The sequence below is a fragment of the Pseudomonas sp. TH07 genome (genome assembly GCF_016651285.1).
Lineage (GTDB): Bacteria > Pseudomonadota > Gammaproteobacteria > Pseudomonadales > Pseudomonadaceae > Aquipseudomonas.
On sequence record NZ_JAEKED010000001.1, the window covers coordinates 5293028 to 5313735 of the forward strand.

The 20708-nt window shown below is 63.6% G+C and carries 19 protein-coding genes; 15 read left to right on the forward strand and 4 right to left on the reverse strand.

Going from position 1 to position 20708, the window contains the following annotated elements; genetic code table 11:
• The first annotated feature begins 250 nt into the window (after positions 1–250).
• From JFU57_RS24115 to JFU57_RS24130, 4 genes are all read left to right on the forward strand, one after another.
• The gene (locus tag JFU57_RS24115) at positions 251–1228 is read left to right on the forward strand and encodes a helix-turn-helix transcriptional regulator (RefSeq protein ID WP_201131003.1); all 978 of its coding nucleotides are present in this window, start codon (positions 251–253) and stop codon (positions 1226–1228) included.
• A gap of 138 nt (positions 1229–1366) precedes the next feature.
• Positions 1367–2242 (forward strand): transporter, encoded by an 876-nt coding sequence (locus JFU57_RS24120; RefSeq protein ID WP_201131004.1) that lies wholly within the window; start codon positions 1367–1369, stop codon positions 2240–2242.
• Positions 2243–2264: 22 nt separating this feature from the next.
• Positions 2265–3440, forward strand: a complete 1176-nt coding sequence (locus JFU57_RS24125) for an MFS transporter (RefSeq protein WP_201131005.1) — start codon at positions 2265–2267, stop codon at positions 3438–3440.
• A gap of 36 nt (positions 3441–3476) precedes the next feature.
• Positions 3477–4604 (forward strand): class II histone deacetylase, encoded by a 1128-nt coding sequence (locus tag JFU57_RS24130; protein ID WP_201131006.1) that lies wholly within the window; start codon positions 3477–3479, stop codon positions 4602–4604.
• 11 nt (positions 4605–4615) lie between these two features.
• On the opposite strand, the gene JFU57_RS24135 is transcribed toward JFU57_RS24130, so the two are convergent.
• Together JFU57_RS24135 and hpaA are read right to left on the reverse strand one after the other, a co-directional pair.
• On the reverse strand, positions 4616–5677 hold the full coding sequence (locus tag JFU57_RS24135; RefSeq protein ID WP_201131007.1) for a DUF1176 domain-containing protein: 1062 nt from the start codon (positions 5675–5677) through the stop codon (positions 4616–4618).
• Between the two features lie 71 nt (positions 5678–5748).
• Complete coding sequence (hpaA, locus tag JFU57_RS24140) at positions 5749–6660, reverse strand: 4-hydroxyphenylacetate catabolism regulatory protein HpaA (RefSeq protein ID WP_020294628.1); 912 nt, start codon at positions 6658–6660, stop codon at positions 5749–5751.
• 197 nt (positions 6661–6857) lie between these two features.
• Here hpaA and JFU57_RS24145 point away from each other — a divergent pair, with 197 nt between their 5' ends.
• The 8 genes from JFU57_RS24145 to hpaI all read left to right on the forward strand — a co-directional run bounded on the left by JFU57_RS24145 (position 6858) and on the right by hpaI (position 14296).
• Entirely contained in the window at positions 6858–7517 is a 660-nt protein-coding gene (locus JFU57_RS24145) for a fumarylacetoacetate hydrolase family protein (RefSeq protein ID WP_078472988.1), read from the forward strand.
• A 9-nt stretch (positions 7518–7526) separates the two neighbouring features.
• Complete coding sequence (locus tag JFU57_RS24150; protein WP_201131008.1) at positions 7527–8327, forward strand: fumarylacetoacetate hydrolase family protein; 801 nt, start codon at positions 7527–7529, stop codon at positions 8325–8327.
• Positions 8328–9788, forward strand: coding sequence for a 5-carboxymethyl-2-hydroxymuconate semialdehyde dehydrogenase (gene hpaE, locus JFU57_RS24155; RefSeq protein WP_020294631.1), 1461 nt, complete (start codon positions 8328–8330; stop codon positions 9786–9788).
• A gap of 91 nt (positions 9789–9879) precedes the next feature.
• Positions 9880–10737, forward strand: a complete 858-nt coding sequence (gene hpaD, locus JFU57_RS24160; protein WP_020294632.1) for a 3,4-dihydroxyphenylacetate 2,3-dioxygenase — start codon at positions 9880–9882, stop codon at positions 10735–10737.
• An 87-nt stretch (positions 10738–10824) separates the two neighbouring features.
• Positions 10825–11214 (forward strand): 5-carboxymethyl-2-hydroxymuconate Delta-isomerase, encoded by a 390-nt coding sequence (locus JFU57_RS24165; RefSeq protein ID WP_201131009.1) that lies wholly within the window; start codon positions 10825–10827, stop codon positions 11212–11214.
• A 157-nt stretch (positions 11215–11371) separates the two neighbouring features.
• Positions 11372–12679 carry an MFS transporter gene (locus tag JFU57_RS24170; protein WP_201131010.1) on the forward strand — a complete coding sequence of 436 codons (1308 nt, stop codon included), beginning with the start codon at positions 11372–11374 and terminating at the stop codon, positions 12677–12679.
• Between the two features lie 2 nt (positions 12680–12681).
• Complete coding sequence (gene hpaH, locus JFU57_RS24175; protein WP_201131011.1) at positions 12682–13485, forward strand: 2-oxo-hept-4-ene-1,7-dioate hydratase; 804 nt, start codon at positions 12682–12684, stop codon at positions 13483–13485.
• Positions 13486–13495: 10 nt separating this feature from the next.
• Positions 13496–14296, forward strand: a complete 801-nt coding sequence (gene hpaI / locus JFU57_RS24180; protein WP_201131012.1) for a 4-hydroxy-2-oxoheptanedioate aldolase — start codon at positions 13496–13498, stop codon at positions 14294–14296.
• A 95-nt stretch (positions 14297–14391) separates the two neighbouring features.
• On the opposite strand, the gene JFU57_RS24185 is transcribed toward hpaI, so the two are convergent.
• Both JFU57_RS24185 and JFU57_RS24190 read right to left on the reverse strand, forming a co-directional pair.
• The gene (locus JFU57_RS24185; RefSeq protein ID WP_201131013.1) at positions 14392–15537 is read right to left on the reverse strand and encodes a glycerate kinase; all 1146 of its coding nucleotides are present in this window, start codon (positions 15535–15537) and stop codon (positions 14392–14394) included.
• Positions 15538–15719: 182 nt separating this feature from the next.
• The gene (locus JFU57_RS24190; protein WP_201131014.1) at positions 15720–16856 is read right to left on the reverse strand and encodes a sugar diacid recognition domain-containing protein; all 1137 of its coding nucleotides are present in this window, start codon (positions 16854–16856) and stop codon (positions 15720–15722) included.
• A gap of 180 nt (positions 16857–17036) precedes the next feature.
• Between JFU57_RS24190 and JFU57_RS24195 the strand changes: the two genes are divergently transcribed.
• The 3 genes from JFU57_RS24195 to rarD all read left to right on the forward strand — a co-directional run bounded on the left by JFU57_RS24195 (position 17037) and on the right by rarD (position 20705).
• Positions 17037–18350 (forward strand): MFS transporter, encoded by a 1314-nt coding sequence (locus tag JFU57_RS24195; protein ID WP_078472996.1) that lies wholly within the window; start codon positions 17037–17039, stop codon positions 18348–18350.
• Between the two features lie 240 nt (positions 18351–18590).
• The gene (locus JFU57_RS24200; RefSeq protein WP_201131015.1) at positions 18591–19604 is read left to right on the forward strand and encodes an aldo/keto reductase; all 1014 of its coding nucleotides are present in this window, start codon (positions 18591–18593) and stop codon (positions 19602–19604) included.
• Positions 19605–19823: 219 nt separating this feature from the next.
• Positions 19824–20705: an EamA family transporter RarD gene (gene rarD / locus JFU57_RS24205; RefSeq protein ID WP_078472998.1), complete on the forward strand. Its 882-nt coding sequence runs from the start codon at positions 19824–19826 to the stop codon at positions 20703–20705.
• Positions 20706–20708: the final 3 nt, after the last annotated feature.

Here is a 20708-nt window from a genome sequence, read left to right on the forward strand (position 1 = left end):
TTGACTGCTGCCTTGGCGCCGAGCATAACCGCAGGTTTCACGGGATCGCTCTGGCCCGGGGCATACAGCGCCTTGGCCGGCAGGTTGGGCAGCGCGACGCTCTCGGCCAGCCTCCTGCATCTGTAGGATGGCGAGGGTGCCGCAACCCGCCGATACTCGATTTCAGGCCCTGCCCACGTCTTCGCGACGTTCCGGTCCTTCACTACTTCGTGACGAAAATAATAAGAAAGTCGCACAGAGGTACACCCCAATGAGCGGTCATGATCATGGTCACGCCGGCCTGCTGGCAGCCTTCAGCGCGCTGACACTCGAACTGCAACGCCTGGCCCAGCACCAGGACATCGAAACCCTGCACCCGCATGCCCTGGCCCGTATCAGCCAGGTGCTGCCCTTTGACAGCGCCTGGTGGGGACGCGCCGCGCTGATCGACGGCTTGCCCGAGGAGCACAGTTCCTACCTGTATCACCTGCCGCCCAGCTACCTGCCGGACTGGCAGTCGATCCGCCATATCGACGTCACCGTGAGCCGCGTGCACGCCTCCCCCGGGCAGGCAGTGATCATCGATATGCGCAATCCGGCCAATGGCCCTGGCCTGAACTGGCTGGGCGCGACCTATGACATCGGCGAGCTGATGTGCGTGGTCTACATCGATCCCCACACCCACCTCAGCGATCACCTGGCGCTGTACCGCAAGCCCGGTGCGCCGCGCTTTCGCGAGGACGACTGCCACTTGCTGAACAACATCATGCTGCACCTGGTGGCCGCGGTGTCGGCCAACCAGATCCGCACCCTGGTGGCCATGCGCGAAAAACTTACCCGCCCGCGCAACCTGGCACTGGCGGTCTGCGATCAGCGCGGCACCCTGCATTGCGCCGAGCGCGGGTTTGTCGACCTGCTGCTCAGCGAATGGCCGCAATGGAGTGGTCCGCAGTTACCGGTGGCGCTGAATGGTGACGGCTTCGAAGGCAAGCATTTACAGGTCGAAGCCTCGGCCGTGGGCGACCTGTATCTGTTGGCTGCGCGCAACCGCAGCGTGCTGCCGCAGTTGAGCCCGCGAGAAAATGACGTCGCGCAATGCTTCGGCGACGGCAAGACCTACAAGGAAGTGGCCCGGGACCTGGGCATGTCGCCCAACACCGTGCGCCACCATATCCGCGCCATCTACAGCAAGCTCGGAGTCAAGGACAAGGCCCGCATCGCCCAGTTACTGCACGCCCCTCCCAGCTGATCTCCAGCGCTGATCCCGACTGATTTTTTGCTGCCGCCCTGGCGGCCTCGGGCACCTTTTTGCCGGTTTTTTATCCCCCACTGCCACGTCATGGCGAGCTGCTCGCCGCACAACAACCTAAAACAGAGACGTAACGCCATGCACAGATTCACCCTCTGCTCCACCGCCGTGGCCTTGACCACGGGGCTGTTGAGCCTGCAAGCCGGTGCCGCCGACCTTAACGCGCGGGATTTTTTTGGTGCGCCCTCGGGCACCACCCTGGGCGTGCTGTACTTGCCGGCCACCCGCGCCGGCGACTTCCACGGCCCGGCTGACAGCACCGGCAAGGCCGAACTGCGGGTCAACGCCATGGCCTACCGCCAGGTGTTTTTCAGCGACATCTGCGGCACCTTGTGCACCCCGCAATTCATCGTGCCCTTTGCCGACATCAACGCTCGCCTGCCCGGTGCCAGCCAGCACACCGGTGAGAGCGGCTTCGGCGATCCCCAGGTCGGCGGCACCCTGTTTTTCATCAACGACCCGGCATCGCGTACCTACAGCGGCCTGCTGACCCTGATCACCCTGCCCATAGGCGAGTACCACAGCCGGGACCCCGATGTATCGCCGGGGGCCAACCGTTGGGGCGCGACCTTTGTTTACAACTACACCCAGGGCATCGGCGAAAAGTGGGTGCTGGAAGCCAACCTCGAAGCCCAGCTGTACGCCAAGAATGACGACTACTTTGGCAGCTCACTCAAGCAGGACCCGCTCTATCGGCTGCAAGCCTTCGCGTCCTATGACTTCACCCCGAGCACCTATGGTGCCCTGCGCCTGATCCACGCCGACGGCGGTGAACTGCGGATCAATGACCAGCGCATCGACGACACCCACAAGCGCTACACCCAGATTGGCTTCGAGGTCGGCCATTGGCTGGATAAGCAAAACCAGCTGATGTTCAGCCTGTCGCAGAACGTTGCCACCGATAACGGTTACCACGGGACCGACGCCTTGCTGCGCCTGGTTCATGTGTTCTGAAGCGCCCTTCCGGAGCCTGTCCATGACCACTCACAGCCACACCTTGAACAGCGACCAGGGCTTGAGCGTCTCGCCCCTGGCCCGGTTGGCGGCGATTGTGCTGTTCGCCGCCATCGTCCCAACCATCCTCATGACCGCGCCGGCGATTGCGGCGCAGTTGGCCAGCCAGTGGCACCTGAGCCCGACGCAGATCGGTGACCTGTTCTCCACCGAGCTGGGCGCCATGAGCCTGGCTACCCTGCCCGCTCTATGGTGGCTCAAACGTTTCGACTGGCGCCGCGCCGCACTGCTGGCCGGCGTACTGTTTATTGCCGCCAACCTGCTGTCGATGCTCGTCACGGATTACGGCGCGCTGCTGGCCCTGCGTTTTTGCAGCGCCCTGGCAGGCGGTTCGCTGATGATCATCTGCCTTTCCAGTGCGGCCTCCAGCGCCAACCCCAGCCGTGTCTATGGCCTGTGGGTGATGGGGCAACTGGTGGTCGGCGCGCTGGGCTTGAGCATCCTGCCCCGGCTGTTCGAGCACTACGGTCTGGCCGCGTGCTACCTGATCCTCGCCGCACTGATGGCGCTGTTCCTGCCCCTGGCGCGCTATTTCCCCCAGGCTGCGCCGGCCGCCGCCCAAGCCGTGGAGCAAGGGCCGCAGCGCTCAAAATGGCAGGCCGCCCTGGGCGTTCTCGGGATCCTCAGCTTCTACATCAGCCTCAGCGGAATCTGGACCTTTATCGGCTCGATCGGCGCCAAGGCCGGGATCACGGCGGAACACAGCGGTGAAATCCTCGCCATCGCCACCCTGATGGGCATCGTTGGGGCCGGCTGCGCCTCGTTGATCGGCAATCGTCTGCCACGCCAGCTGTTGCTGGTGCTGGGGTACGGGTTGATGGCCGGCTCGGTGCTGTTGCTTCTGGGCCAGCCGCCCCTGGCACGTTTTGCCCTGGCCGCGCTGGCGTTCAAGTTCACCTGGACCTTCATCCTGCCGCTGATCCTGGCGTGCCTGGCTGACCTGGATCGCTCGGGAAAACTGATGAACGCCTCGAACCTGGTGATCGGTGGCGGCCTGGCCATAGGCCCGGCCATCGCCGGGCGCCTGATCGAAAACAGCGCGAGTTTCTCCCCCCTGCTGATGGGCGGGGCCTGCATCACTTTGCTGTCCCTGGGGCTGATGCTGGCTTGCCGTGTGAAAACAATCCCCCAGGCATAACCCATGCTTCCCTTACCCCACTGGAGCACCGCGTCAATGACCCGTAAAACTGCTTTTTTCTTCGATGAACTCAGCCTCTGGCACAGCGCCGGGCTGCACGCCTTGACCTTGCCGGTCGGCGGCTGGGTGCAACCACCGGCCGCCGCCGGCCACGCCGAATCACCGGAAACCAAACGCCGGCTGAAAAGCCTGCTGGATGTGTCCGGGCTGACCCGTCAGCTGCACGTCCAGAGCGCCAGCGCCGCCAGCGAGGAAGATTTGCTGCGGGTGCACACCCCGGGCTACCTGCAGCGCTTCAAGGCCTTAAGTGACGCCGGGGGCGGCGAACTCGGGCCCCAGGCGCCCATCGGCCCGGGCAGCTACGAGATCGCCAAACTGTCCGCCGGGCTGGCCATGGCGGCGGTGGACCGGGTGCTGGCGGGCGAGTTCGACAACGCCTACTCGCTGTCCCGGCCTCCGGGCCACCACTGCCTGGCGGACGGCGCCATGGGTTTTTGTTTTCTGGCCAATATCGCCATCGCCATCGAAGCCGCCAAGGCTCGGCGCGGGTTGGGCAAGGTCGCGGTGATCGACTGGGATGTGCACCACGGCAACGGCACCCAATCGATATTCGAAGCGCGCGGCGACGTGCTGACGATATCGCTGCACCAGGACGGGTGCTTCCCGCCGGGCTACAGCGGTGAAGAAGATCGCGGCCGTGGGCCCGGGCTCGGCGCCAACCTCAATATTCCCCTGCCACCGGGCAGCGGGCATGAGGCCTATCTTCAGGCCATGCAGCGCCTGGTCATCCCGGCACTGGAGCGCTTCGAACCGGAGCTGATCATCGTCGCCTGCGGTTATGACGCCAACGCCGTCGACCCTCTGGCGCGCATGCTGTTGCACAGTGATTCGTTCCGCACCATGACCCGCCTGCTGCGCCAGGCCGCCGAACGTCTGTGCCAGGGCCGACTGGTGCTGGTCCACGAGGGCGGCTACTCCGAGGCCTACGTGCCGTTCTGCGGGCTGGCGGTGATCGAGGAGTTGGCGGGCATCCGCACGGTGGTCAGCGATCCGATGCTGGAGTTCGTGCAGATGCAACAGCCCACTGCGGCGTTCCTGGCCTTTCAGCAGCAGTGGGTCGAACGCCAGGCAGCCGGTTGGGAACGGCACCAGGCCAATCTATAGCGGGCTGAAGGCTAGTCGCGGCTGTTCCACAGTGCTGGCCAGTCCCTGCTGCGCAGACCACTGCACAGCGGCATGCGGCGAAAATCCGTCAGCTGGAAACCCTGGCCGTCGAACGCCCACTGGCTCTGGTCGCCACAATCACCGATGCCGCGCAGCTTGTAAAACGTGCGCAGGAGCCCGGTCCTGGGGTCGTAGGACACCGCGCCGGAGTCCTCCACCTCGAACGGTGGCGGCTGACGCTTCAGCGGTTGGACCTTGGCCGGGTTGCTGCGGGAACGACTGTCGATCTGGTAGTCGCAGTTATAGGCGGCGCACGCGCTGTAAAGCACCGTCAACGCCCGCTCTGCGGTGAGCGGATAGACCTCGACCCGGGGTTTATCGGCCTCGGCCATGGCGCCGGCCTGGTCCTTGAGCACCGCGGCGGTGATGCGTGCGCGTTCCTGGTCGCTCAACGCCGGCGGCGGCGTAGCATAAGTACGCGGCGCTGGCGGCAACTGACGTGGTGGCAGCTCATTGGCCAGGCGCGGTCCGGGACGCATCAGAGCAGTCACGCCCTCCAGCCGGCCCTGCACCGAGTCCATCAGCAGCAAGGCGGCCGACAAGCCGCTCAGGGACACGCTGGCCTGCGGGTCGCCGACCATCTGCAACCGCTGGGCGTTGCGCAGTTGCTGCAACCATTTGCGCCCATCGTCCTCCATGATCACGGCGTAGCTTTGCAGGTTGGCATCAGTGCCCTGGTCGTCCAGCTCCAACGTCATCCCGGCCTGCAACTCCAGGCTCAGGGGCTGGCCATCGAGCAACAGTTCGAAGCTGCCCAGCGCCGGCCCGCGATGATCGAGGCGCAGCCGCAGCGACTCTTGCGGCCCACTGCGGCGTGTGACGTGCAAGGTCAGGGAACTGTACTCCGAGCCCATCTGGCCGCTGGGCGCGCTGAGGGCATGGCAGTTGCGCAGGTTGTCGCACGCGGTGAGCCACTCGCGGGTCTGGCGCAGCAGCGGCACCTCCTCCACTGCCGCCCGGGCTTGGGCGACGCTGCCGAACAGCATCAGGGTCATCAGCGTGAGGCGCAGCATGGCGACGCTCCTTGTCGAGAAAAGGCGCGGATTCTCCCACGCCCGGCGCCGCACCAACAGCCCCGCACGCGCTAGGCCGAACGCTCGGCACGGTCCTGGCGCAGACGATATTCGCCCGGGGCGAGCTTGGCATTGCGCTGAAAAAAACGACTGAAATAGGCCGGGTCCTTGAACCCCAGCTGGTAGCAGATTTCATTCACCGTGCTGGCGGTAAACAGCAACAGGCGCTTGGCCTCCTGCATCAGCCGCTCGTACACCAGGCGCTTGGACGGCAAGTCGGCGATGCGCCGGCACACATCATTCAGGCGCGCCTCGGTGACCCCGATCTGCCGGGCGTAGCGCGACAACGGCCAATGTTGCAAGTAGTGCGCCTCGATCAGCTCATTGAAGCGGTGGAAGATCTGCAAGTCTTCGTGGCGCGCCGGACGCGCCTCGAGGGAATTGGCGGACAACCTGAGCAGGCTGATGAGGATCAGCCGGGTCAGGGCCAGCAGGGCCTGCTCGCGCCCGGGTGCCTGCTCGGCGGCCTCGCGTTGCAGTTCCTCGAACAGCAGGGACAGGCGTCGCGCCTCGGCGCCGAACTCCGGGCCCAGGCGTGCCAGGGCCACACAGGCCGGCGGTATCTGCGGGGCCGGCGCCAGGCTGCGGTCAGCCTCGATCAGTTCCCAGACCAACTGCTGGCGTACCGTCAGCACATGGCCTTCGCTGTCGGCTTCGGTCACGAAGGAATGGGGAACGGTCGGCGGCGTGATGAAGAACATCGGCCCCGACTCCAGGTACTGCTGGTCGTCGAGGTAGACCCGCACCGCACCACTTTGCACGTAGTGCACCTGGAAAAACCGGTCATGGCGATGCACCCGCATATTGCGTCCGAAAAAACCGGCGAGGTTGCTCAGCTTGTCGTAGTGCACCTGGGAGTCGGCATAACGCTGGTCGTAGACCTGCCCGATATTGATGTTGGGAATCGGTTGGCGATCGCTCATGAGCGGCTTCTCATTTTTATTTTCTGACCTTCGACGCGTCCACATCCTGCGTGATTCATGGCCCGTTCACCAGTACCGGACACCCGGACGATGGCCGACGCTTGACGATCGTTAACATATTAAATATAACGTTAACACATTAACGAAAACGACTCGCGGCTGACGCTCTTTCCGCGACGCTCATGGAGAAAACAACAATGAGTCGTGCACTGAACGACCTCGCCGGTGGCACCCTGTTCGGCGTTGCGCTGAACTACCAGGGCCTGCTGCAAGACCACCTGCAATCCTTCACCCAGCCGCCCTACCAGAAGCCGCCGGTCAAGCCGGTGCTGTTCATCAAGACGCCCAATACCCGCAACGCCGACGGCCAGCCCGTGGTGTACCCCAAGGGGGTCGAACGCCTGCAGCCGGGCCCGGCACTGGGGGTGGTGATCGGCAAGAGTGCCAGCCGCGTCAGCCTGGAAAACGCCATGCAACACGTGGCCGGCTACACCATCGTCAATGAGTTCAGCCTGCCGGAAGACAGTTACTACCGCCCTGCCGTCAAGGCTAAATGCCGTGACGGCTTTTGCCCGCTCGGCCCGGAGCTGGTGCCTGCCGATCAGGTCAGCGACCCCCACGCCTTGAGCCTCAAGCTGTTCGTCAACGGCGAACTGGTGCAGGAAAACAGCACCGCGAACTTCGTGCGCAGCATCCCGCAGTTGATCGTCGAACTCAGCGAGTTCATGACCTTGCATGCGGGCGATGTGCTGATTACCGGCACCCCCGAAGGCCGCGTCGACGTGCGCCCCGGTGACCGGGTCGAGGTGGACATCAGCGGCCTGGGCCGGCTGTCCAACACCATCGTTGCCGAATAAGGAACTGACATGAAACACGCACGCATCCGTTTCCAGGGGCAGGTCCACCACGCAGTGGTCACTGCTACCGACTCTCTGACCCTGGCCGATGGCCGGGTGGTCGCCGCGAACCAGGTGGAGTGGCTGCCACCGGCCACCGGCAGCATGTTTGCCCTGGGCCTGAACTACGCCGACCACGCCGCCGAACTGGCATTCAAGCCGCCGACCGAACCCCTGGCCTTCATCAAGTCACCCGGGACCTACACCGGTCACAACCAGGTGACCTGGCGCCCGGACAACGTCGCCTACATGCACTACGAGTGCGAGTTGGTGGCGGTCATCGGCAAGACCGCACGCAACGTCAAGCGTGCAGACGCCCTGGACTATCTCGCGGGCTACACGGTGTGCAACGACTACGCGATCCGCGACTACCTCGAGAACTACTACCGGCCCAACCTGCGGGTAAAAAACCGCGACGCCACCACCCCGGTCGGCCCGTGGATCGTCGATGTGGCCGACGTGCCTGACCCGTCCAACCTCAAGCTGCGGACCTGGGTCAATGGCGAGCTGCGCCAGGAAGGCAGCACCGCCGACATGATTTTCGACATCCCTTACCTGATCGAGTACCTCTCCAGCTTCATGACCCTGCAACCCGGCGACATGATCGCCACCGGCACCCCCGAAGGCCTGTCCGACGTGGTGCCCGGCGATGAAGTGGTGGTGGAAGTCGAAGGCGTTGGACGCCTGGTCAACCGTATCGTCAGTGAAACCGATTTTTTCGCCAGCCTTGCCCTCAATCACCCGGCTCGCGCGGCCAAGGAGCATGCATAAATGATCAAACACTGGATCAACGGCCGTGAGGTCGAAAGCCAAGACGTCTTCACCAACTACAACCCGGCTACCGGTGAAGCCATCGGCGAAGTCGCCAGTGGCGGCGCCGAGGAAGTGGCCCAGGCGGTCGCGGCCGCCAAGGAAGCCTTTCCGAAATGGGCCAACACCCCGGCCAAGGAGCGCGCGCGGCTGATGCGCAAGCTCGGCGAACTGATCGAACAAAACGTACCGCACCTGGCAGAGCTGGAAACCCTCGACACCGGCTTGCCGATTCACCAGACCAAAAACGTGCTGATCCCCCGCGCCTCCCACAACTTCGACTTCTTTGCCGAAGTCTGCACCCGCATGGATGGTCACAGTTATCCGGTCGATGACCAGATGCTCAACTACACCCTGTACCAGCCGGTGGGCGTATGCGCCCTGGTGTCGCCGTGGAACGTACCGTTCATGACCGCCACCTGGAAGACCGCGCCATGCCTGGCACTGGGCAATACTGCGGTGCTGAAGATGTCAGAGTTGTCGCCACTGACGGCCAATGAGCTGGGGCGCCTGGCCCATGAAGCCGGGATCCCGGCCGGGGTGCTGAACATCGTCCAGGGCTATGGCGCCACCGCTGGCGACGCCCTGGTTCGCCACCCGGACGTGCGGGCCATTTCCTTCACCGGCGGCACCGCCACCGGCAAGAAGATCATGCAGACCGCCGGGCTGAAAAAGTACTCCATGGAGCTGGGCGGCAAGTCGCCGGTGCTGATTTTTGAAGACGCCGATCTTGAGCGTGCGCTGGACGCTGCACTGTTCACCATTTTTTCCCTCAACGGCGAGCGTTGCACCGCCGGGAGCCGGGTGTTCATCCAGGAAAGCGTCTACCCCGAGTTCATCAAGGAGTTCGCCGCCCGTGCCAAGCGCCTGATCGTCGGCGACCCGCAGGACCCCAAGACCCAAGTCGGCTCGATGATCACCCAGGCCCACTACGACAAGGTCACCGGCTACATCAAGATCGGTCTCGAAGAAGGCGCCACCCTCCTCGCCGGCGGGCTGGAGCGTCCGGCCAACCTGCCGGCGCACCTGAGCCGCGGCCAGTTTATCCAGCCGACGGTGTTTGCCGACGTCAATAACAAGATGCGCATCGCCCAGGAGGAAATCTTCGGCCCGGTTGTGTGCCTGATCCCGTTCAAGGACGAAGCCGAGGCGCTGCAACTGGCCAACGATACCGAATACGGCCTGGCGTCTTATATCTGGACCCAGGACATCGGCAAGGCCCACCGCCTGGCCCGTGGCATCGAGGCCGGCATGGTGTTCATCAACAGCCAGAACGTACGCGACCTGCGCCAGCCATTCGGCGGCATCAAGGGCTCAGGCACCGGCCGTGAAGGCGGTGAGTACAGCTTCGAAGTCTTTGCCGAGATCAAGAACGTCTGCCTTTCCATGGGTAGCCACCACATCCCGCGCTGGGGCGTGTAAGGTTTTGCACAGTCTGTAGCCGCTGCATGCCCCAGCGCAGCCAGGGGCTCCGGCTACAGGTCGAACAATAAGATGTTTCAGGAGAAGCACCATGGGCGAAGTCGTTCTAGCCGCCAAGGTCTGTCACGTTCCATCGATGTACCTGTCCGAACTGCCGGGCAAGCACCACGGTTGCCGCGAAGCGGCGATTGCCGGGCACAAGGAAATCGCCCGCCGCGCGCGGGAGCTGGGGGCCGATACCGCGGTGGTGTTCGACGTGCACTGGCTGGTCAACAGCGGTTACCACGTCAATTGCGGTGAGCATTTCCAGGGCACCTACACCAGCAACGAGCTGCCGCACTTCATCAAGAACATGACGTATGACTACCAGGGTTGCACCGAGCTGGGCGAGTTGATCGCGGCCGAAGCCGTGGCCGCCGATGTACGCACCCTGGCCCACAACATTCCCAGCCTGGAGCTGGAGTACGGCACCTTGGTCCCGATGCGCTACATGCACATGGACGTGCCGCCGGAACAGCACTTCAAAGTGGTGTCGATTGCCGCCTGGTGCGCCTGGCACACCCTCCAGGACAGCTTCACCTTCGGCGCCGCTGTGCGCCGCGCCATCGAAAAGAGCGATCGCAAGGTGCTGGTGCTGGCCTCGGGCTCGCTGTCCCATCGCTTTTCAGACGACCGAGTGGCTGAAGCCAATATCCATAGCTGGACCCGGGAGTTCGACAAACAGGTGGATATGCGGGTGGTGGAACTGTGGCAGCAAGGGCGCTTTCGCGAGTTCTGCGCGATGCTGCCGGATTACGCCGAACACTGCTATGGCGAAGGCAAGATGCACGACACCGCGATGTTGCTTGGCCTGCTGGGCGGGCCCGAATACAACAAACCGGCGCAGATCATCACCCCGCCATTCGGCAGCTCCGGCACCGGCCAGATCAACGCCATTTTCGAGGTTTGAAGCAGCGCCAAACCACAGGCTGCAAGCCGCAGGAAAACTCCTGCCGCTTGCAGCTTCAAGTTTGCAGCTGCCTCCAAAGGAGGTTTCATGCCGCATTTCGTTGCTGAATACACCGACAACATCGAACAGGCCGCCGACTTGCCGGCCCTGTTCGAGAAGGTCCATCACTACCTGGGCGCCAGTGGCGTGTTCCCCCTGGGCGGTATCCGCAGCCGTGGCGTGCGCCTGGACACCTGGCGCATGGCCGATGGCAAACACGATTACGCCTTTGTCCATATGCGCTTACAGGTCGGTGCCGGGCGTGACCTGGCCACCCGACGCCAGGTGGCCGAAGACCTGTTCGAGATCATCAAGGGCCACTTCGCACAACTCCAGGCCCAGCGCCTGCTGGCGTTGTCATTCGAGATGACCGAGCTGGATGCCGAGCTCAACTTCAAGCACAACAACGTGCACGAGTTTCTCAAGAACCAGGCCTGACAGCGCCCCCTAGCCAAACCGCAGACGGTGCCCCGGATGTTCATCCAGCGGGCCTGAACCTGTCGCGCAATAGGTATACGCCCGCAGCCTTCTCGCCGTGGGTATGGGGAGCCTTTGTCCCGGCTTTAAGCAAAATAACAATAAGGAGATCACTCCAATGCCCGGCTCGACACTTGCCATGAACACCGCAACAGCAGTCAACGACACCTACCGTCAGATCACCTGGCGCCTGATGCCGCTGCTGTTTACCTGTTACATCTTCGCCCACCTGGACCGCATCAATATCGGCTTCGCCAAGCTGCAGATGACCCAGGACCTGGGGTTCAGCGACAGCGTCTACGGCTTTGGCGCCGGGCTGTTTTTCATTGCCTACGCGTTGTTTGGCGTGCCGAGCAACCTGGCCCTGGACCGGGTCGGCCCCCGGCGCTGGATCGCCACCCTGATGGTGGTCTGGGGTCTGCTGTCGGCAGGCATGCTGTTGATCGACAGCGCGCTCGGCTTCTATGTCCTGCGCTTTCTGCTGGGGGTCGCCGAGGCCGGCTTCTTCCCGGGCATCCTGGTCTTGCTCAACCGCTGGTTCCCGGCAGGTAAACGCGGGCAGGTCACGGCCCTGTTCGCCATTGCCGTGCCCATGGCCGGGGTCATCGGCGGACCGTTGTCGGGCTGGATTCTCGAAGGCTTCCATGATTTCGGCGGCCTGCGGGGCTGGCAATGGATGTTCCTGATCGAAGGCCTGCCCGTGGTGTTTCTCGGCTTGGTGGTACTCAAGGCCCTGCCGGAAAGCATCGATCAGGTCAGCTGGCTCAGCCCGCAACAGAAGCAACAATTGCACGCTGCGCTCAAGCAGGAAGAACAGCACAAGTCGATCACCAGCTTCGGCGGGATCCTCAAGGACAAATACATCTGGCTGCTGGTGTGCATCTACTTCGCGGTGATGCTGGCGGTGAATACCATCGCCTTCTGGATGCCGACCCTGATCCACCACGCCGGCATCGCCCGCGACAGCAGCGTCGGCATGCTCAGTGCCCTGCCCTACCTGGCCGGCTGCCTGTTCATGATTGGCATCGGGCGCTCTTCGGATCGCCTGCGCGAACGCCGCTGGCACCTCAGTGTGCCGCTGCTGATGTCGAGCCTGGGCTTGATCCTCACCGGCCTGGCGCCGGACAACGCCTGGCTGGTCATGGGCGGCCTGATGATCGCCGGCATGGGCGCCAGCGCTGCCCTGCCGATGTTCTGGCAACTGCCCCCGGCCTTTCTGGCCAGCAGCACCCAGGCGGCCGGCATCGCGATGATCAGCTCGTTTGGCAGCATTGCCTCGTTCCTCGCGCCGTACCTGATCGGCGTTGTCCGCGACGCCACCCAAAGTGCCAGCCTGGCGCTGTATGCCCTGGCCCTGCTGATCGCCTGCGGCGCCTGGCTGGTGCTGCGGGTGCCCGCCCTTATTGTCAATCCACGAGAGAAATAATCATGCTCAGCACCTTGGACATTCAACAGGCCGCCGCCCGCCTCGACGCGGCCGAGCGCAGCCGGGAACAGATCGGCCAACTGTCGCTGCAATTCCCCGGCATCACCCTCGAAGACGCTTACGCCATCCAGCGCTGCTGGGTCGAGCAGAAGATCCGCGACGGTCGCAAGCTGGTCGGGCACAAGATCGGCCTGACCTCGCGCGCCATGCAGGTGTCGTCGAACATCACCGAGCCGGACTTCGGCGCGCTGCTCGACGACATGCTGTTCGATGAAGGCAGCGACATCCCCTTCGAGCGCTTTATCGTGCCGCGGGTCGAAGTGGAGCTGGCGTTTATCCTCGGCAAACCCCTCAAGGGCCCGAATTGCACGCTGTTCGATGTTCTCGATGCCACTGAATGGGTGATTCCGGCGCTGGAGATCATCGACGCGCGAATCCAGCAGCTTGACCCTCAGACCCAGGTCACGCGCAAGGTGTTCGACACCATTTCCGACAATGCGGCCAACGCCGGGGTGGTGATGGGCGGCCGCGCAGTGCGGCCTGGCGATATTGACCTGCGCAAGGTGCCCGCGGTGCTGTACCGCAACGGGGTGATCGAAGAGTCCGGGGTCTCGGCGGCGGTGCTCAACCACCCGGCCAAAGGCGTGGCCTGGCTGGCCAACAAACTGGCGGCCTATGACGTGGGCCTTGAAGCCGGGCAGATCATCCTCGGCGGCTCGTTCACCCGGCCGGTGGCAGCGCGCCCCGGCGATACCTTCCATGTCGACTACGATCAACTCGGCTCCATCGCCTGCCGTTTTGTCTGAGGACGCTGCCATGCAATTGCCAGTCAACACCTTCAAACAACGCCTGCTCCAGGCCGAGCCACAGATTGGTCTGTGGCTTGGTCTGGCCAATGCCTACTGTGCCGAACTGGCGGCCAATGCCGGTTTCGACTGGCTGCTGCTCGACGCCGAGCACGCCCCCAACGACTTGCGCAGCCTGCTCGCCCAGCTCCAGGCGATTGCGCCCTATCCGTCGCAAGCCATCATTCGCCCGCCGATTGGCGACACTGCACTGATCAAGCAGTTACTCGATATCGGCGCCCAGACCCTGCTGGTGCCGATGGTCGAGACTGCCGCCCAGGCGCAGCAACTGGTGCGTGCCATGCGCTATCCGCCGCAAGGTGTGCGCGGTGTCGGCAGCGCTTTGGCCCGGGCGTCGCGCTGGAACAGCATCCCCGGCTACCTGGATCAGGCCGATGAACAGATGTGCCTGCTGGTGCAGATCGAAAACCTCGAAGGCCTGGCCAACCTGGATGCGATTGCCGCCGTGGCTGGCGTCGACGGGTTGTTTATCGGTCCGGCGGACCTCTCGGCCGCCATGGGCCATCGCGGCAACCCGGGGCATCCCGATGTGGCTGCCGCGATAGAAGATGCAATCCGGCGGGTTCGCCAGGCCGGCAAGGCGGTGGGAATTCTCAGTGCCGACCCGACACTGGCGCGACGTTATATCGACCTGGGGGCACACTTTGTCGCGGTCGGAGTGGACACCACTGTCCTGATGAAAGGCCTGCAAAGCCTGGCCGGACAGTACAAGGGCCATGTCGCACCGACCAGTGGTGGTGGGGTTTACTGAGGTTCCTGGCGCCCCCCGCCAGGTGCGATGGGCGCTGACTCGACAAACAACGCTGAACCCGCGAAAGCTGTCTCGGGTTCAGCGCAATCGAAGGCTCAGTTGACCTTTTGCGCCGCCAGCCGCCACAACCGAGCAATCGCCTCGGCGCGCTCGCTCAAGAGCCGTGGCGCCTCGGCGCAGGCCTGCTCCAGGGTCATGGGCCCGGAAGCCAGGGCGAACGCTGCCTCGACACCGTGCTGGTACATTTGCTCATACCCTTGGCCCAAAGTGCCCGCGAGCACAATCACCGGCACGCCATGCTGCCGGGCCACCCGAGCTACGCCGAAAGGCGTTTTACCGCGCAGGGTCTGGGCATCGAACCGGCCTTCGCCGGTGATCACCAGGTCGGCGCCACGCACCGCCTGCTCCAGGCCTACCAGTTCGGCCACCACCTCCACCCCGGGACGAAACTGCGCGCCGAGAAATGCCTTGGCCGCGAACCCCAGGCCACCAGCAGCGCCACTGCCCGGTTCGTCCCGCACGTCCCGAGGCAAGACGTGCGCGCAGTGATCGGCAAAATGCCCCAGGGCCCGGTCCAGTTGCTGCACCTGTTGTGACGAAGCGCCTTTTTGCGGGCCGAAGATCGCCGACGCACCGTGCTCGCCACACAGAGGATTGTTCACGTCTGCGGCTATCTCAAAACGGACCTGGGCCAGGCGTGGGTCCAGGCCTTCAAGATCGATCCGGGCCAATGCGTCCAGCGCCAGGCCGCCGCGGGCCAGGGTTTGGCCCTGGTCGTCGAGCAGTTTCAAGCCCAGCGCCTGCAAGGCGCCGGCACCACCATCATTGGTGGCGCTGCCGCCAATCGCCAGGATAATCCGCTGGGCACCGGCGTCCAGCGCGGCCAGGATCAACTCGCCGGTGCCGAACGTGCTGCTGGTGCACGCATCTCGCTGGCTTACAGGAACCAACTGCAAACCGCTGGCCTCGGCCATTTCGATAATGGCCGTGTGGCTTGCCGCCAGCCAACCCCAATGCGCTTCAACCGAAGTACCCAGCGGTCCTTGCACTGCAGTGGTCCTCAATTCGCCTTCGCAGGCGGCCAGAACCGACTCCACCGTGCCTTCACCGCCATCGGCCATCGGGCACAGCACCAACTGCGCCTCGGGCCAGACCCGGGTCAGGCCTTCGGCAATGGCCGCGGCGACCCCTTCGGCACTCAGGCTGTCCTTGAACGAGTCGGGGGCGATGATGATTTTCATAGGCTATCTCCAGTTCTTATGCGGCCCATGCTGCCACTTGGCGACAGTGCTGACGCCTGTCCGCTGCACAAGAGTGCATGGGCTTTATTGTTCATTGTTACAACAGCGGCCAGCACTGGCCTGAAACCTCACACCCCGCGGCGCCAATGCTGGCCAGCGCAGCCTCGCGGGTTCGGCAACGGCTACGGGGATTCCGGGGATTGGGGGGCGATGGTGTGTGGCAGCAATTGCACGCCCAGGTACAAAGCGAGCATGCCGTCCAGGCGCAGGGGGTCGACGCCGCTGAGTTCGGCGATGCGCTCCATGCGATAGCGCAGGCTGTTGCGGTGGATACCCAGGGCGTCGGCGCAGGCCTGGCTCTGGCCGTCGTGTTCGCACCAACTGCGCAAGGTCGCCAGTAACTGGCCATTGCCGTCCTTGGCAAGCACCTTGCGCAATGGGTTGAGCAGCTCATCCAGAGCGTCGTCGTTTCGATGCCGCCAGAGCATGACCGGCAGTCGAAAGCGGTTCAGGGTCAGCAGCCGGGCATGCGGCAGCAGGTCTCGGCCGTAAGCCAGCAAATCGCTGACCCGCCGGTAGCAGCGCCGCAAGCCGGCCAACCCATCCGCCTGGCCACCCACGGCAATCCGCAAAATGTTCCACCCCAGGCCGTCGAGTTTTTCCAGCAGGCGCTGGTTGTCCACCGTCAAGGTGGCGGGCCGGCACCAGAGCAGCGACGTTTGAGCCGAGCTGACGCACCAGCTGTCCGGATAACGTGATATCAGCCAGGCACTCAAGGCTTCGGCGGTTTGCCCGACACCGTGCTCCAGGCCCAGCTCGAACAGATACGGGGTGCGCGCCAGCTGGGGTTTGAGGCCCATCTGCTGGGCTTCGTCTGCCAGCCGTGTCGAATCCCCCTCATCGCTGAGCAACAGCGCCAGCAAATCATCGCAACGCTGGCGTCGCCATTGCTGTTCTGCCTGCTGATGGCGCTGGCCTACCAGCATTTCGGCGGTCATCTGCACCAGGGCGGCGTAGGTGCGCAGCAGTTCCGGTTCGCCGGTGATGCCCAGCACGCCGATCAACCTCTGGTCATGCAGCAAGGGCAAGTTGATGCCCGGCTGCACGCCCTTGAGGTGCTTGGCGGTCTGTGCGTCGATTTCCACCACCCGACCGTTGGCCAGCACCAGTTGCGCGCCTTCATGGCGAGTATTGATGCGCTCGGGCTCGCCACTGCCGAGGATCAGGCCCTGGCTGTCCATGACATTGACGTTGTACGGCAGAATCGCCATCGTCCGGTCGACAATATCCTGTGCCAGGTCATGGTCCAGTTCGAACATAGCAGCGTGTTCCTTGAAGGCGGGCCACCAACAGGCCCGTGGGGTTGTTCAGCAGCACAGGGTTAGCCTGCAAACCCTGTGCGTGGGCACAAAGACAGCAGCCGGGGCTGTGGTCGAGACTCTCAGGGCGATCAACGTTACCCTTGCATCGCAAAAAATCATAATAAAGAGAGACCCGCCATGTCACAGAGCGCCGCCGCTACCCTGGCCACCGATGACGACAAAAATGCCGTCTACAAGCGCATTACCCTGCGCCTGATCCCCTTCATCTTCATCTGCTACCTGTTCAACTACCTCGACCGGGTCAACGTTGGATTCGCCAAGCTGCAGATGCTCGATGCCCTGAAATTCAGCGAAACCGTGTACGGCCTGGGTGCAGGGATTTTCTTTATCGGCTATGTGCTGTGCGGCGTGCCGAGCAACCTGGCGCTGAACAAGTTTGGCCCCCGGCGCTGGATCGCGCTGATGATGATCACCTGGGGCACCCTCTCCACCTGCCTGCTGTTCGTCACCACGCCGACCGGCTTCTACACCCTGCGCCTGTTCACCGGCGCTGCCGAAGCCGGCTTCTTCCCGGGGGTGGTGCTGTACCTCTCGCAATGGTTCCCAAGCTTTCGCCGTGGCCGAATCATGGCCCTGTTCATGTCCGCGATCCCGGTCTCGGGCCTGCTGGGCAGCCCGTTTTCCGGGTGGATCCTCAACCACTTCGCCGCCGGTCAGGGCGGCCTTGCCGGCTGGCAGTGGATGTTCCTGCTGCAAGGCATACCGACCGTGATCCTCGGCGCGCTGGCGTTCTTCCTGCTCAGCGACAACTTCGCCAGTGCCCAGTGGCTGACGCCTAAAGAGCGCGCGGTGCTCGAAGCGGACCAGGCCCAGGACGCGGCCAGCAAACCCAGGACGGCCACCGATTCACTGGCCGCCGTGTTCAGAAACCCGGCGATCTGGGCGTTCGGCCTGATCTACTTCTGCATCCAGAGCGGGGTGTATGCGATCAACTTCTGGCTGCCGTCGATCATCAAGAACCTGGGGTTCAGCGACAACCTGGTCATCGGCTGGCTTAGCGCAATCCCTTACCTGCTGGCCGCGGTGTTCATGTTGCTGGTGGGGCGTTCTGCGGACTTGCGTAAAGAACGCCGCTGGCACCTGGTGGTACCGATGCTGATGGGCGCCGTCGGCCTGCTGATTGCTGTCAACTTTGCCGCCAGCCCGGTGCTGGCCATCCTCGGCCTGACCATCGCCACCATGGGCGCCCTCACCGGTCTGCCGATGTTCTGGCCGGTGCCGACCGCACTCCTCAGCGCCGGCGCTGCCGCCGGTGGCCTCGCGCTGATCAACTCCATGGGTCAGATGGCCGGTTTCCTCAGCCCGTACCTGGTGGGCTGGGTCAAAGACACCACCGGCTCTACCAACCTGGCGCTGTACCTGCTGGCAGGCGTGATCATTGGCGGCAGCCTGCTGGCCCTGCGCATGACCCGCAACCTGCGCAACAGCTGATTGCGCACGCGGGGCGCCGGTTTTTTTTCAAATCCGGCGCCCCCCCTCGCAAGCGAATCCAAGGCCGGATAATGCCCGCGCACCCGGCCCCTAACGCCGTCTGGCCCCTTCTGCGCGCCAACACGCCGCAGCCTCCCAACGCCGATTCAGTTTGCCCAAGCCGATTGTTCTGGTATTTGATGGACGGCCTGGCCAGGCGCCTTTCGCCTGGCTCCAACCCCGTGCACAAGGAATTCGTCCATGAGCTATCGCCTCCTCGGCCACTCCGGTCTACAGGTCTCCACGCTGACCCTGGGCACCATGATGTTCGGCGAACAGACCAGTACCGAAGAGTCACTGCGCATCATCGACAAGGCCTGGGACCAGGGCATCAACTTCATCGACACCGCCGATGTCTACACCCAGGGTCGCTCCGAAGAGATCGTCGGCGAAGCCATCGCCCGGCATCGCCACGACTGGGTCCTGGCGACCAAGGTCGGCTTCGGTCCGGCCGACGGCGTGCCTAACCGCAGCGGCTTGAGCCGCAAGCATATTTTCAACGGAATCGAAGCCAGCCTGAACCGCCTCGGCACCGACTACCTGGACATCTATTACCTGCACCGCGAAGACCACAACACGCCGTTGCAGGTCACAGTGGCGGCCATCGGTGACCTGCTGCGCCAGGGCAAGATCCGCTACTGGGGGCTGTCCAACTACCGTGGCTGGCGGATCGCCGAAGTGGTGCGCCTCGCCGACGAGTTGGGTATCGAGCGGCCGGTGATCAGCCAGCCGCTGTACAACATCGTCAATCGCCAGGCCGAGACCGAACAGATCACCGCCGCCCAGGCCTATGGCCTGGGTGTGGTGCCCTACAGCCCGCTGGCCCGAGGGGTGCTCAGCGGCAAGTATGCGCCGGACGTCACGCCAGACAGCGCCAGCCGCGCCGGGCGCCAGGACAAGCGCATCCTCGAAACCGAGTGGCGGGTCGAATCCCTGCGTATTGCCCAGCAGATTCAGCAGTACACCCAGCAACGCGGGGTCGGCATGGTCGAGTTCGCCATCGCCTGGGTGCTGAACAATACCGCCGTCAGTTCGGCGATTGTCGGCCCACGGACCGAGCAACAGTGGGATGCCTACACCAAGGCCCTGAGCGTGCGCATCAGCGCTGAAGACGAAGCCTTTATCGATTCGCTGGTGACCCCGGGCCACGCTTCCACTCCTGGCTTTAACGATGTCAGCCACTTCGTTTCCGGACGTACGCCTTTCCCAAGTTGATACTCGACGGTGGCTGCTGCCTGACAGCGGCCACCGTCTTTTCGACCTTGTTCGCTCTTTCTGCGCAGGCATTGGTCGAAGGCAGCGGGCAAACGAGATATTTTCCCGTAACCCACGCTTAATCCGAGTAAACCTCTCGGGCCAAACCCTCTATATTCCCCCCACGGTTCATCACCGCTTTTTCCATTCGCTCAATGACTCTGGTCGTACGAGGACAGTGTGTCTAAAGGTATTGTTTTATCGGTCCTGGCGTCGGTGCTGTTTGCCGTCATGTATTTCTACACGTCCTTGCTGGAGCCGCTGACCGGGGTGGAAATCTTCGGCTGGCGAATGCTGCTGACGGTGCCGTGCATGACGGTCTTCATGGTGGTTTCCGGGGAGTGGCGCCGGGTGCGCGAAGTGCTGCTGCGAGTGGCGGGCAAGCCGCTGTTGCTGCTGGGCCTGTTGCTGTCGTCAGGGCTGTTGGGCGTGCAGTTATGGCTGTTTATGTGGGCGCCGCTCAATGGCCACAGCCTGGATGTGTCTCTGGGGTATTTCCTGCTGCCATTGACCATGGTCCTGACCGGGCGCCTGGTGTATGGCGAACGCCTGTCGCGCCTGCAGAAGATCGCTGCGTTTTTCGCCTGCCTGGGGGTGCTCAACGAGCTGTATCAGGTGGGAAGTTTCTCCTGGGCCACGCTGCTGGTGGCCATCGGTTATCCAACCTACTTCGTGCTGCGCAGGCGCCTGGCCGCAGACAACCTCGGCGGGCTGTGGCTGGACATGGCGCTGCTGCTGCCTGTCGCCCTGTGGTTTGTACAGAGCGGCGAGCAAGGCTTTGCGGTGTTCGACCTGTGGCCCTGGCTGTATCTGTTGATTCCGTTGCTGGGGGTGATCAGCGCCTCGGCACTGGTGTGCTACATCATCGCCAGCCGGCTGTTGGCGTTCAGCCTGTTCGGCCTGCTGAGCTATGTCGAGCCGGTATTGCTGCTAGGGGTGTCACTGCTGCTGGGGGAAAGCATCAAGGCCGGCGAATGGCTGACCTATGTGCCGATCTGGATGGCGGTGCTGGTGTTGGTGTTTGAAGGGTTCAAACATCTGGTGCGTCAGCGTCGGGCTTGAGAC